The sequence below is a fragment of the Limnohabitans sp. Rim8 genome (assembly GCF_945869175.1).
Taxonomy (GTDB): Bacteria; Pseudomonadota; Gammaproteobacteria; order Burkholderiales; family Burkholderiaceae_C; genus Limnohabitans_A.
The window spans coordinates 1-11,668 of sequence record NZ_CAMBNZ010000089.1 but is presented as its reverse complement, the minus strand read 5'-3'; the positions used below and the strand labels follow the sequence as shown (position 1 = coordinate 11,668).

General features: G+C 62.0%; 12 protein-coding genes and 1 pseudogene. 5 read left to right on the top strand and 8 right to left on the bottom strand.

Annotation, left to right across the window (positions count from 1 at the left end; translation table 11 throughout):
• From Q0O19_RS12095 to Q0O19_RS12085, 3 genes and pseudogenes are all read right to left on the bottom strand, one after another.
• A pseudogene (locus Q0O19_RS12095) lies at window positions 1-99 on the bottom strand (universal stress protein); the annotation flags it as partial.
• A gap of 134 nt (window positions 100-233) precedes the next feature.
• Window positions 234-1,094, bottom strand: coding sequence for a metallophosphoesterase (locus Q0O19_RS12090; RefSeq protein ID WP_295523328.1), 861 nt, complete (start codon window positions 1,092-1,094; stop codon window positions 234-236).
• Window positions 1,091-2,068 carry a LysR family transcriptional regulator gene (locus Q0O19_RS12085; RefSeq protein ID WP_295523326.1) on the bottom strand — a complete coding sequence of 326 codons (978 nt, stop codon included), beginning with the start codon at window positions 2,066-2,068 and terminating at the stop codon, window positions 1,091-1,093. Before Q0O19_RS12085 ends, Q0O19_RS12090 begins: the two co-directional genes overlap by 4 nt.
• Window positions 2,069-2,216: 148 nt before the next feature.
• Between Q0O19_RS12085 and Q0O19_RS12080 the strand changes: the two genes are divergently transcribed.
• Window positions 2,217-2,696, top strand: coding sequence for a hypothetical protein (locus Q0O19_RS12080; protein WP_295523324.1), 480 nt, complete (start codon window positions 2,217-2,219; stop codon window positions 2,694-2,696).
• A gap of 79 nt (window positions 2,697-2,775) precedes the next feature.
• On the opposite strand, the gene Q0O19_RS12075 is transcribed toward Q0O19_RS12080, so the two are convergent.
• Both Q0O19_RS12075 and Q0O19_RS12070 read right to left on the bottom strand, forming a co-directional pair.
• The gene (locus tag Q0O19_RS12075) at window positions 2,776-3,696 is read right to left on the bottom strand and encodes a DMT family transporter (protein WP_295523322.1); all 921 of its coding nucleotides are present in this window, start codon (window positions 3,694-3,696) and stop codon (window positions 2,776-2,778) included.
• Window positions 3,697-3,804: 108 nt separating this feature from the next.
• On the bottom strand, window positions 3,805-5,673 hold the full coding sequence (locus tag Q0O19_RS12070; RefSeq protein ID WP_295523321.1) for a phosphoenolpyruvate carboxykinase (GTP): 1,869 nt from the start codon (window positions 5,671-5,673) through the stop codon (window positions 3,805-3,807).
• A gap of 194 nt (window positions 5,674-5,867) precedes the next feature.
• Between Q0O19_RS12070 and modA the strand changes: the two genes are divergently transcribed.
• The 3 genes from modA (at window position 5,868) to Q0O19_RS12055 (ending at window position 8,635) form a co-directional block, all read left to right on the top strand.
• On the top strand, window positions 5,868-6,713 hold the full coding sequence (modA, locus tag Q0O19_RS12065; protein WP_295523319.1) for a molybdate ABC transporter substrate-binding protein: 846 nt from the start codon (window positions 5,868-5,870) through the stop codon (window positions 6,711-6,713).
• An 81-nt stretch (window positions 6,714-6,794) separates the two neighbouring features.
• A complete protein-coding gene (gene modB / locus Q0O19_RS12060; protein ID WP_295523317.1) occupies window positions 6,795-7,472 on the top strand; it encodes a molybdate ABC transporter permease subunit in 678 nt (225 codons plus the stop codon).
• Window positions 7,472-8,635 (top strand): ABC transporter ATP-binding protein, encoded by a 1,164-nt coding sequence (locus tag Q0O19_RS12055; protein ID WP_295523315.1) that lies wholly within the window; start codon window positions 7,472-7,474, stop codon window positions 8,633-8,635. Before modB ends, Q0O19_RS12055 begins: the two co-directional genes overlap by 1 nt.
• Before the next feature lie 80 nt (window positions 8,636-8,715).
• On the opposite strand, the gene Q0O19_RS12050 is transcribed toward Q0O19_RS12055, so the two are convergent.
• Together Q0O19_RS12050 and Q0O19_RS12045 are read right to left on the bottom strand one after the other, a co-directional pair.
• A complete protein-coding gene (locus Q0O19_RS12050; RefSeq protein WP_295523313.1) occupies window positions 8,716-8,850 on the bottom strand; it encodes a hypothetical protein in 135 nt (44 codons plus the stop codon).
• A gap of 99 nt (window positions 8,851-8,949) precedes the next feature.
• Window positions 8,950-9,972: a tripartite tricarboxylate transporter substrate binding protein gene (locus Q0O19_RS12045; RefSeq protein ID WP_295523311.1), complete on the bottom strand. Its 1,023-nt coding sequence runs from the start codon at window positions 9,970-9,972 to the stop codon at window positions 8,950-8,952.
• Between the two features lie 204 nt (window positions 9,973-10,176).
• Here Q0O19_RS12045 and Q0O19_RS12040 point away from each other — a divergent pair, with 204 nt between their 5' ends.
• Entirely contained in the window at window positions 10,177-11,415 is a 1,239-nt protein-coding gene (locus Q0O19_RS12040; RefSeq protein WP_295523309.1) for an FAD-binding oxidoreductase, read from the top strand.
• 18 nt (window positions 11,416-11,433) lie between these two features.
• Here Q0O19_RS12040 and Q0O19_RS12035 read toward each other — a convergent pair.
• A partial coding sequence (locus tag Q0O19_RS12035; protein WP_295523307.1) for a DUF3237 family protein occupies window positions 11,434-11,668 on the bottom strand: 235 nt, incomplete at its 5' end.

The following is an 11,668-nucleotide window of genomic DNA, read 5'->3' as shown; positions in this document are numbered from 1 at the left end:
GTAACTGTTGTGCGCGCCAAAGAGCTCTTCGTGTGTGGTCAGGTAGGCCAGCATTTTCTTGGTGTATTTGCTGCCATCGACGGCCAATAAGATTTTCATCACGGTCTCCTTTGCGTTGCAAAACAAGGCTTCAGCTTAATGCTGACTTTGGCGGGTGTCCTTGATGTGGGTCAAGAAACCTAATGCTTTCCAACAGGCGGTGTCCGCGCCGAGTCAAGGCGGTGCCCTAACGCTCAAATGGCCAGTGTGCATTGCGCCTTGAACTGCACTTGTTCGTTTTTGTGGGCATACCCCAGCGGGTTGGCCACCACGCGGCAGCCCTTGTGGGTGTAGTCGCTGGCGCAATGCAGGTGGCCGTGCAGCCACAGCTGGGCATGGGGCAGCCAATGGTCCAGCGCATTGCAAAAACCCGCCGTGCCCGGCACATGCCCATATCGCGGATCGGCGCTGTGCAAGCTGGGGGCAAAGTGCGTGACCACCACGGTGGGCCCGTCAAAAGGGGTGCTCAGTGTTTGGCGCAGCCAGTCTTGGCATTGCAGGGCTTGCTCGCGCAGGCCTTCGGCCAGCCAAGGTTCGCCGTGGCGTGTGGTCAGTGTTTTGCGCAGGTAAAAATTGGCTGCCCGGAATGCTTTGTCGCGCGCTTTGAGTTGGCGCGTGTAGGGGCTGTTGGGGTGGCCAAAGTGTGCGGGAACCTTCACGGGCATCGCTTGACCTGCCAGCGGCCCCAGCGCGTCAAAGTCGGTCCACAAGGTGGTGCCCACAAAGCGCACGCTGCCCAGTTGCACCACCTCACGCTCGAGCCAGGTGATGCCCAATCGCGCGCAGCAGTCTTGTAAACGGGCGTGGGCCTCGTCAAAGTCCAGCCCGTCGTATTCGTGGTTGCCGGGCACAAACAGCACCGGGGTCGGCCAGCCGTGCCGAGGTGAAAAGCGCTGCAGGCCAAAGTCCTTGTCGCCTGCGGTGATCAACGCAGAGTGGGTTTGGTACGAGCCGATATCACCCGCCAGCACCAGCACATCGGCCCCTTGGGCCGGTGTGGGCATGAAGGCGGGGTTGGACTCCAGGTGCAGGTCGGAAAGCAGTTGAATGTTCATGGCGAGTCCTTTGAGGAAAACGCGGCCTGCGCTACGTGCAGCAGTTGTCCGCGCAGCCATTGGTGCGCGCTGTCGTGTTGCTGTCGGCGGTGCCACAACGCCTCCACATGAACAGGCGTGACGTCCAGTGGGAGATCGCGCAGCACGAGTTGGTCGCCCATGCCCGTGGTGGGCACAAAGTGGCGCGGCAAGACAGTGAGCAAGTCGGAGCTGACCACCACTTGTCCCGCCGTGAAAAACTGGTTCACAGTCAGCACGATGCGGCGCTGGCGTCCAATTGTGGCCAAGGCTTCATCGACGAAGCCATACGGGCGACCCGAAAAGCTCACCAACAAATGGCGCGCTGAACAATAAGCATCGAGGGTCAGCGGCTGCTCGGCCATGGGGTGACCTTGCCGCATCACGCAGACATATTCACCCGCATACAGGCGTTGGTGCTCAAAAGACACCGCTTCGCCCGCTTGCTCGCGACCGGTCAAATCGGTCAGCACCGCTGGAAAGTAGCCCAGCGCGATGTCGGCCACGCCCTCGTTGAGCAAGCTGCGCGGGTCGCGCGTTGTCAATGGCACCACCCGCACCGAAATGCCTGGGGCTTCGGTTTGCATTTGACGGGCAAGGCCGCCCATCAGCTCAGCGGCTGTGGCATCGGCCATGGCCAAGATGAACGTGTTTTTGGCCTCATGAGGCACAAAAGCACTGGGCACGATGGCCTCTTGCAGTTGACGAAGGGCCTCCCTCACATGGGGCCACAAAGCCAGTGCCCGGGGTGTGGGTTCGATGCCGTGGCCATGGCGGCGTACCAGCTCATCGTCCAGCGCATCGCGCAGGCGGCGCAGGGCATTGCTGACGGCCGGTTGGGTCAGTGACAAGTTGTGGGCAGCTTTGGTCAGGCTGCGCTCGGCCATGACTTCGTCAAAGACCCGCAACAGATTCAGGTCCAGTGTTCTGAAGGAGGCGGGAATCGGGGGTCGCATAGGGACATTGTAGATGTATCACCAATTTGAATGAATGACATCATGAATATAAAGTTGAATCGCACTAGCGTAAACCCTATGATTCAGAACATTGTTTTAGATGGTTTGGACAACCAAAACCACCAAAACCTCTTGAAGGGAATCCAAAATGAACGCTACCACTGAGAAATCTGTCTTGGGCCAACGCCCCGTTGCGCCCGCTCTGCTTGTGACGACCGCGACCTCGACCTCGACCAAAACCCTGGCCACTTGGATGCTGGCCGCCGCTGTGGCCGCCTTGGTTGTCACGACCGACATCCTGATCGACGCTTGGGCCCAGACGCATGTGCTGGCCGCTTGGGCAGCGCTGTGGGCTGTGGCGGTGGTGGCCATCGCTGCCTTGCGCGGCGTGACCCGCCTGATGGCTCAAAACCTGATGACCGGACTGGACGCCTGGTCGGCCCATGTGGCCCGTCGCCGTGCGGACCAGCGCCTGTGGGCCATGGCCCAGACGGACAGCCGCATGATGCGTGATCTGCAAACCGCGATGGACCGCGCTGAAAACACCGACACCCCGGCAACCGATGTGACCACCTTGATGAGCCGCCGTGTCGCCCGCATGGTCAACAGCCGTCAGTACTACATCTGACAGCGTCTTCCAACCGGATGACCAGAGCCACCTTCGGGTGGCTTTTTTTGGGGTGTCGGGCTGCATCCGTCCCCGCGGTTCAGGACTCGGTTGTTGCAGGGGCTTGTCGAGAAGCCAGGTAAATGCCGGGCAAGATCAGCAGGGCGCCCATCACATGGTGCCAGCCCAAGGATTCACCCAGCACCGCCCAAGCCGTCAAACCGCCATACAAAGGCCCCAGGTACAAACTGGCCGCGACCCGGCTGGCCCCGAGCACTTTTTGGCAAAAGCCATAGGCCCAATACGCGCCAATGCCCGGCACCAAACCAGCCAAGACCACCAACAGCGTGGCCTGCGTGCTCCAAGTCGGGGTGTCCGCCTGTTGCCACTCCCACAGGGCAAAGGGCATAAGCACCAGCACCCCACCCATGCAGATGGCCGCCAGTCGTGCGGTGGGGCTCAAGGGGCTGGGCCATTTCTTTTGCAGCAAGGCGTAGGCGGCCCAGGAGACCATGGCCAACACCATCCAGCCGTCACCCACCACCCATTGCACTTGGGCCAACATCAGCCATTGCCCTTTGACCACGACGTGAAAGACCCCCGACATGGCCATCAGCACGCCCAGCGCTTGGCGCACAGAAAACCGCTCGCCCAACCACACCACAGCGCCCAGGGCGATCAACACGGGAGAGGCGGCATAAATCAAGGCGATGTTCATCGCCGTGGTGGTTTGCGCCCCTTGGTAAACCCAAGCGCCACAAATGAGCATGCCCAAGGTGCCCAGCACCAGGTACTGCCAGGCCATCTGCAGGGTGTTGTGGCGAGTTCGCCACAGCTCATGGCGCGCAATGATGCCCAGGATCAGCCCCGCCAAAGCCCAACGTCCCAGCGCCAACATGTGCGGGGCCACCACCCCGGGCGCGGTGCGGGCCACGATGTAGTTCACCGACCAAAGGGCCGGTGTGAGCCAAAGCAGCGACAAGGCCAGGCGCTCACGGGATGTGGGGGTGGGGTTCAACAAGATGCACCGATTGTGCCGGCATGAAAAAACCGCCCCTTTGGCTGGTCGGGGCGGTGCGCGTGTCAGGATGCGCCTGAGGTCTTGCCCGACGGGATCGGGCACCCCTGTTCAAGCATGCAGACGGGCTTCCAAAGCGGCCTTGGTGTCCAACAGGGCTTGGGGCAGGTGGTAGCTCAGCTGGGCAAAGTGCGTGTCGTGCAGCTTGAACTCGGCTTGCCAGGCGGCTGGGTCGATGCTGGTGACGGCCTGGAACTGCTCGGCACTGAAGTCCAAGCCGGTCCAGGTGATTTCGCTGTAAGTGGGCGCCACGCCGAACAGGGTGTCCTGGCCTGCGGCTTTGCCTTCTAGACGGTCGATCATCCACTTGAGCACGCGCATGTTGTCGCCATAACCGGGCCAGACAAACGCGCCGTCCTCGCCCTTGCGGAACCAGTTCACGCAGTACATGGCGGGCAACTTGTGGCCCGCGGCCTGGGCCTTGGCACCGGTGTCCAGCCAATGCTGGAAGTAGTCGCTCATGTTGTAGCCGCAAAACGGCAGCATGGCGAAGGGGTCGCGGCGCACCACGCCTTGCGCGCCAAAGGCGGCAGCGGTCGTTTCAGAGCCCATGGTCGCGGCCATGTACACGCCCTCGGTCCAGCTGCGCGCTTCGGTGACCAAAGGCACGGTGGTCGAGCGGCGGCCACCGAACATGAAAGCGTCGATCGGCACACCTGCGGCGTCATCCCAAGCCGGGTCCAGCGCCGGGTTGTTCGTGGCGGCCACGGTGAAGCGGGCGTTGGGGTGGGCCGCTTTGGCGCCGGTTTCTTTGGCAATCTGGGGCGTCCAGTCCTTGCCTTGCCAGTCGATCAAATGGTCGGGCAGCTTGCCGCTGTCCTTTTCCATGCCTTCCCACCAGACGTCGCCGTCGTCGGTGAGGGCCACGTTGGTGAAGATCACATCCTTGTGCAGGCTCAGCATGCAGTTGGGGTTGGTCTTCATGTTGGTGCCGGGGGCCACGCCGAAATAACCGGCTTCGGGATTGATGGCGTACATCTTGCCGTCGGTGTGGGGCTTGACCCAAGCGATGTCGTCGCCAATGGTGGTGACTTTCCAGCCGTCAAACGCCGCAGGGGGCACCAACATCGAGAAGTTGGTCTTGCCGCAGGCACTGGGGAAAGCCGCTGCCACGTGGTATTTCTTGCCTTGGGGGTTGGTCACGCCCAAGATGAGCATGTGCTCGGCCAACCAACCCTGGTCTTTGCCCATGTTGGAGGCGATGCGCAGTGCAAAGCACTTTTTGCCTAAGAGCGCGTTGCCGCCATAGCCCGAACCGTAAGACCAGATCTCGCGGGTCTCGGGGTAATGCACGATGTATTTGGTGCTGGGGTTGCAAGGCCAGCTGGTGGTGTCTTTCTCGCCTGCGGCCAAAGGCGCGCCTACGGTGTGCATGCAAGGCACGAACGCGCCGTCGGTGCCCAGCACATCGAACACTGCTTTGCCCATGCGGGTCATGATTTTTTGGTTGACGGCCACGTAGGCGCTGTCGGTCAATTCGATGCCGATGTGGCTGATGTGCGAGCCCAGTGGACCCATCGAAAACGGTACCACGTACATCGTGCGGCCCGCCATGCAGCCGTCAAACAGCGGGTTCAGGGTGGCGCGCATCTGCGCGGGTTCCATCCAGTTGTTGGTGGGGCCGGCGTCTTCTTTTTGGGCCGAGCAGATGTAGGTGCGGTCTTCCACGCGGGCCACGTCGGATGGGTCCGAGCAAGCCAGGAAAGAGTTGGCGCGCTTGGCAGGGTTGAGCTTTTTGAAGGTGCCCGCGGCCACCAGTTCGGCGCACAAGCGGTCGTATTCTTCCTGGGAGCCGTCACACCAATAAATATGCGCTGGCTTGCACAAGGCGGCCATTTCGGCGACCCAAGCGATCAGTTTGGCGTTTTTGACGTACGCGGGGGTGTTCAGGTTCAGGCCCTGCATCACGGGTGAATTCATGGGGAAGCTCCAAGTTTAAAAATCGTTTTTTCAAAAACCCTGCACAGGGGCTTTGAAAAAACGGCTGGGGGGCTGAGATACTGTGTGCTGAATGCAAATGGGCGATGTAACCGCTTGGTAACCAGCGGGGTCTCGATTTTAGGGAGACTGCCCCTTGCGTGCCTGTCTCTCGTGTCCAAAACACCTTTATATCTATGCAAAAAACGCATAACGTGAGCTGGTTTCATTTTTCTGAAACGTTTCGCAAGGTCTGCATGGGCGCCCTGTGGGCGGTGTGGTGGGGGTTGAGCACGGCGGCCATGACCGCATTGGCGGCCCAAGCCCAAACCCATCCTTCGACGCCTGTTCGCGTCAAAGTCGCCGCGGCCAGCAATCTGAAGTTTGTACTGGCTGACTTGGCGAGCCAGTACAAGCAACAAACAGGGGTTCAGGTGGATGTGAATCTGGGGGCGTCAGGCAACCTGGCGCGGCAGATTGTGCAGGGCTTGCCGGTGGAGCAATTCATCTCGGCCGACGAGGCCTGGGTGGCTGAATTGGCCAAATTGGGCCGGACGGTGGACACGGGGCAACGTTATGCCGTCGGCAGACTGGCGCTGATCGTGCCTAAAAATTCAGCACTGCCACTGGCTCAAGGCTTGGCGGCGGTGGTTCGTGCCATGAAGCCGGGTGACAAATTCGCCATCGCCAATCCGGCGCTGGCCCCTTACGGTGTGGCCGCCGAAGAGGCTTTGCAGCGCGCGGGGGTGCGCCCTTGGCCAGCTGCCAACAAAGTGTTGGGCGACAACATCGGACAAGCCACCCAGTTTGTGGCCACGGGCGCAGCGCAGGCGGGCATCACGGCTTTGGCCTTGACGCTCGCCCCTGAAATCGCAGGCAGCTTGAACAGTTTGCCCTTGCCTGAGGACTTGCACGCCCCCCTGCACCAGCGCATGGTGCTGCTGAAAGGCGCGAGCGCGGCTGCGGCAGATTGGCACCGTTTCTTGCTCAGCCCCCCCGCACAACGGGTGTTTGTGCGACACGGTTATGCCTTGCCGCAATAATCGGCCTTTGCGATGCGCGACCCTCAGGGTGCGCAGAGCTCCAGATTCAACGTTCACGCTCTCGCCAACAAACCCCACACCATGGATTGGTCTGCCCTTCACGTTTCGCTGACCCTGGCCGTCTTGACCACCTTGGCACTCTTGCCGGTGGGCTTGGCGCTGGCCCGTTGGCTCGCGGTGACCGCCTGGGCCGGGCGGCCCGTGGTCGAGGCTTTGCTGCTGTTGCCCTTGTTGCTGCCGCCTACCGTGATTGGTTTTTACTTTTTGGTCGCTTTTGGCCAAGGCAGTGCCTTGGGCGCAGGGTTGGCGGCCTCGGGCATTCGGCTGGTGTTCACACTGGAGGGCTTGTTGTTGGTGAGCGTGTTGGTCAACTTGCCTTTCATGGTGCAGCCGATTCAGCGGGCCTTTGCGGCGGTGCCGCACAGCCTGCGCGAGGCGGCCTGGGTCTCAGGCCTGTCCACCTGGCAGACGTTTTGGCGCATTGAATTGCCGCTGGCCTGGCCCGGCTTGCTGGCCGGGATGGCGCTGACGGTGGCGCACACGCTGGGTGAGTTTGGCGTGGTGCTCATGGTGGGCGGCAACATCGAAGGCGAGACCCGTACCCTGTCGGTCTCGCTGTACGACAAGGTGCAAGGCATGGATTTGCAGTCGGCCCATGTGATGGCGCTGGCGCTGGTGGGCGTGTCTTTGTTAGCGCTGAGTTTGGTGCTGGCGTTTGACCGGGTGGGGCCCCTGGGTCGCGCCCTGCAGGAGCGCTGATGCAGGGCTTGCAAGTTCAACTGCGCTCGGCCAGCCCCATTCGGCTGGCCGCTGAATTTGACTGCGGTGCTGGCGAGTTGGTGGCGCTGGTGGGTCCATCGGGCAGTGGCAAAACCAGCATGCTGCGCGCCATTGCCGGTTTGTGGACGCCAGCCGATGCGCAAGGGCACATTCGGGTGTCAGGCCAACAATGGCTGGACACGGCAAGCGGGGTGCAACTGAGCCCGCAGCAACGTCGGGCGGGCTTGGTGTTTCAGCATTACGCACTGTTTCCGCACATGACGGCGCTGGCCAATGTGGCGCTGGCGGCAGGCCCGGACTGGACGGGCGCAGATGTGCAGGCATTGCTGGCGCGGTTGGGCTTGGGCGCTTTGAGTGCGCGCAGACCTTCGCAATTGTCTGGCGGGCAGCAGCAGCGCGTGGCCCTGGCGCGGGCACTGGTGCGGGTCATGCCCCGCCCCTCTTTGGCGACAACCGAAACCTACTTGACGGGTGTTTTGTTGCTGGACGAGCCCTTTTCTGCGGTGGACGCGCCCACCCGCCAGACGCTTTACCGTGAGTTGGCGGCATTGCGTCAAAACGTGTCAGTGCCCATGGTCCTGGTCACGCACGACCTGCAAGAAGCACGCCGTTTGGCCGACCGCGTGGTGATTGTGGACGCGGGCCAGACCTTGCAAACGGGGGCTCCCGCCCATGTGTTTGCCAGCCCGCGCAACGCCCGGGTGGCCGAGTTGGTGGGGATTCAAAACCACTTTGAAGGCCGTTTTTTCAAAGATCGGCCGGGCTGGGGCCGCTTGTGCTGGAGCGATTCGCCGTCATCGGACAAGGGCTTGGATTTGACCGTTTTCGATAAAAACAAGATCGACGACGGCACCCCCGTGACTTGGGTGCTCAATGGAGAACAGGTGGATGTGATGGCCGACGGTGAAGCGCTGAGCTTGGCCGAGCCTGGCCAGACCCGCTTGCGTTGCCAGTTGCTGGAGGTCCTGTCTCTGGGCGAGATCAGCCTGTGCACGCTCAGACCCGAGGCCTTGCCCGGTCAAACCCTCACTTTGAACCTGACCACGCGCCTGCTGGACCGCTTGCAGGTGCAAGCCGAAGGCTGGGTGCAGTTGCTGATCGCCCCCGGGGCGCTGCACATCATGCCGGTGCGCACAAAATAAAACCCGCAAAGCGCATGCTGTTGCGGGTTTTGGGCTGAGCGGTGCGGCCGCCAACGGCCCACCGGCGGATGCATCAAGCCTCAGGCCATGAACACGGCAATGAAGGCCAACAAGAAGATCAACACGGCGCCTGCGGCTGGAATGACCACGGGAATATGCTTGACCACGTTTTCCACGGGATCGTCGGATGTGTGTGGGTCGTTGGGAGCAGACATGGGGAACCTCTGTACAAATATACTCGAATTGTAGCCAAGTCTGGCTGGCACGGGGCTGACGTGGCCGATAAAGTACTTGACGGCGACACCGACCCAGGTTCAATCGAGCACGATCTTACGCTCGCGGATGACCCGGCCCCACATCGCGGTGTCGGTGGCCATGTAGCGGGCCAGCTCATCACGGGTGCCCGGCAGTGGTGTCAGGCCATGCTTGTTGAGTTGTTCCACCACATCCGGAGTGGTCAGCACTTTCACCAGTTCGGTGTTCCATCGGTCCAGCAACGGTTTGGGCACTTTGGACGAGGCCACAAAGGCGTACCAGTTGGTGGCGTTGAAGCCCGGGAACCCCGACTCGGCGATGGTGGGCACCTTGGGCAGTGAAGGCAAGCGCTGTGCGCCCGTGCTGGCCAGAGGGATCAATTTGCCCGCTTCGATGTGCGGCGCAGCGGTGGCCAGGGTGGCGTACCAGCCGGTCACCCGACCGCCCAGCACGTCTTGCAACGCTGCGGCACCGCCTTTGTAGGGCACATGCACCGTGTCCAGTTTGGCCATGTCGTTGAGCAACTCTCCCGCCAAATGCGAGGCCGACCCGGGCCCGGTGGAGGCGAAGGTCAATTTGCCGGGATTTTTGCGGGCGGTGGCGATGAATTCGGCGAAGGTCTTGATGCCTGCGCCCGGATCGACCACCAGCACGTTCGGGAAATTGACGGCCATGGTCAGGGGGGCCAAATCCTTCACCGGGTCGTAGGGCAGTTTCATCAGGTGTGGCGCAATGGCCAAAGGACCGACCGAACCGAGCAGCAAGACACTGCCGTCTGCTGGCCCCGTGGCGGTCAATTGGTGCGCAATATTGCCCCCCGCGCCGGCCTTGTTCTCGACCGTGACCGACACGCCCAGGTTTTCGCCCAGACGCTTGGCGATGATGCGTGCGCCCGTGTCGGCTGCGCCACCGGCCACAAAACCGACGATCATCGAGATGTTCTTTTTGGGCGGGAAGTCTTGCGCCAACGCGGAAGGCGCTTGCCAGCCCAAAGCCCCGGCCAGCAAACAAGTGCTGCCCAGCAAAAGGGCACGTCGGGGACTGCAGACGTGCATGGAAAAAGTGAATGGGTTGCGTTTCATGGCGGGCCTTGTTCTACAGAGGGTGAACATTAGCACCGAAATCCAATCCCGTCAGTCACGGGTTTTGGGTGTCACACGGCATTCGCAAGCTGCCTCCACAGCCGCGCGACCCTCAAGTGGGCCCATGAACCAGCGGCCACCGTGCCAGCCGGGCAGTCGTCTTTATACTGAGCTTTTGATGTTCCAACCGCAATCGGACACCCCATGGCTTCATCCATTCTTGTCTTGGGCGCTGGCATGGTCGGCACCTGCACTGCTTTGCATTTGCAGCAACGCGGCTTCGATGTGGCGCTGGTGGACCGGCGTGCGCCGGGCCAAGAAACGTCTTTGGGCAACGCGGGCTTGATCCAGCGTGAGGCGGTGGAGCCTTATGCCCTGACGCGGGAGCCCGGCTTTTTGCTTGATTCGGCCCTGGGACGGGGCGCCGCTGTCCACTGGCATGCCCGGGGGCTGTGGCAAATGGCACGGCCCTTGCTGGCGTATTGGGGCCATTCTAACCCCTCCCGCCACGCCCGCGCCACCGAGGCCTATAGCCGCCTGATTGCGCACGCCACCGATGAACATGGCCCGTTGGTGGCTGCGGCCGCTGCCGATGATTTGGTGCAGCGGCAAGGTTTTCGTTTTGTCTTCAGAACGCCCCAAGCGCTGGAACAAGCCCTGCAACGTGCAGTGCATCTGCACGAGCGTTTTGGGGTGGCCTACCGTGCTGAAAACCCTCTGGCGTTGGCGCAGGCAGAACCCGCTTTGCGCGTGCCACTCGCAGGCGCAGTGCACTGGCTGGACCCTTGGGCCGTGAATGACCCGGGGGCTTTGGTCCAGCGTTATGCCGATCTGTTCGTGGCGCGCGGCGGACGTTTATGGACCGGCGATGCGGCCAGCTTGCAGGCCCAGGGCGCAGCCTGGTCGGTGCAAACCCACGCAGGCCGATTGGAAGCCGAGCAGGCCGTGCTCGCTTTGGGTCCTTGGGCCGATGGCGCGGTGCGCAAGCTCGGTTACCGCTTTCCCTTGTTCATCAAACGCGGTTACCACCAGCATTACCGCTCGCCCACCCAAGTGCATCAACCCCTGCTGGATGCGGAGCGGGGCTATGTGCTGGCCCCAATGCAGCGGGGCTTGCGCTTGACCACGGGTGCCGAATTGGCACCCATCGATGCACCCCCTACCCCCGTGCAATTGGTCAAGGCCGAAGCCTTGGCCCGCGAACTGGTGGACTTGGGCGAGCCCTTGCCCGAGCCCCCTTGGCTGGGTGCCCGCCCGTGCACCGCCGACATGTTGCCCGTGATGGGGCCTGCACCGCGCCACAAGGGCTTGTGGTTCAATTTTGGCCATGCGCACCAAGGCTTCACCTTGGGCCCTGTGGCGGGACGTTTGTTGGCCGAGATGGTTCAGGGCCAGACCCCTTGGATAGACCCGACCCCGTATGGGCCCGCGCGCTTTACCTGAAGGGCTGGTGCTGACCCGTCAAAGCACCCGGTAAAAACTCAGGAACACCCCGTCGGGCGCACGCCGTCCGGTACCGATGAACTGGCTCTCGCTCAGCCAGGCCCACTGCGGTGTGGTTGCTTCCAGTTTGGGTTGGCAGCGAAAGTAAATGTCGTCGGGATTGACCGGCTGACCGTTCATGATGCGCTGCGAGTTCTCCAGTGAGGCCACGCGCAAAGCGGTGTTTTGCACAAAAACCCGGCTGCCATCGTCC

What these genes read in the sequence shown, in the direction of transcription:
- Q0O19_RS12055 (WP_295523315.1), top strand. Translation starts at nt 7,472, where the DNA reads ATGCAGGGCTTGCAAGTTCAACTGCGCTCGGCCAGCCCCATTCGGCTG.
- Q0O19_RS12080 (WP_295523324.1), top strand. Translation starts at nt 2,217, where the DNA reads ATGAACGCTACCACTGAGAAATCTGTCTTGGGCCAACGCCCCGTTGCG.
- Q0O19_RS12045 (WP_295523311.1), bottom strand. Translation starts at nt 9,972, where the DNA reads ATGAAACGCAACCCATTCACTTTTTCCATGCACGTCTGCAGTCCCCGA.
- Q0O19_RS12090 (WP_295523328.1), bottom strand. Translation starts at nt 1,094, where the DNA reads ATGAACATTCAACTGCTTTCCGACCTGCACCTGGAGTCCAACCCCGCC.
- Q0O19_RS12070 (WP_295523321.1), bottom strand. Translation starts at nt 5,673, where the DNA reads ATGAATTCACCCGTGATGCAGGGCCTGAACCTGAACACCCCCGCGTAC.
- modA (WP_295523319.1), top strand. Translation starts at nt 5,868, where the DNA reads ATGCAAAAAACGCATAACGTGAGCTGGTTTCATTTTTCTGAAACGTTT.
- Q0O19_RS12040 (WP_295523309.1), top strand. Translation starts at nt 10,177, where the DNA reads ATGGCTTCATCCATTCTTGTCTTGGGCGCTGGCATGGTCGGCACCTGC.
- Q0O19_RS12085 (WP_295523326.1), bottom strand. Translation starts at nt 2,068, where the DNA reads ATGCGACCCCCGATTCCCGCCTCCTTCAGAACACTGGACCTGAATCTG.
- Q0O19_RS12050 (WP_295523313.1), bottom strand. Translation starts at nt 8,850, where the DNA reads ATGTCTGCTCCCAACGACCCACACACATCCGACGATCCCGTGGAAAAC.
- modB (WP_295523317.1), top strand. Translation starts at nt 6,795, where the DNA reads ATGGATTGGTCTGCCCTTCACGTTTCGCTGACCCTGGCCGTCTTGACC.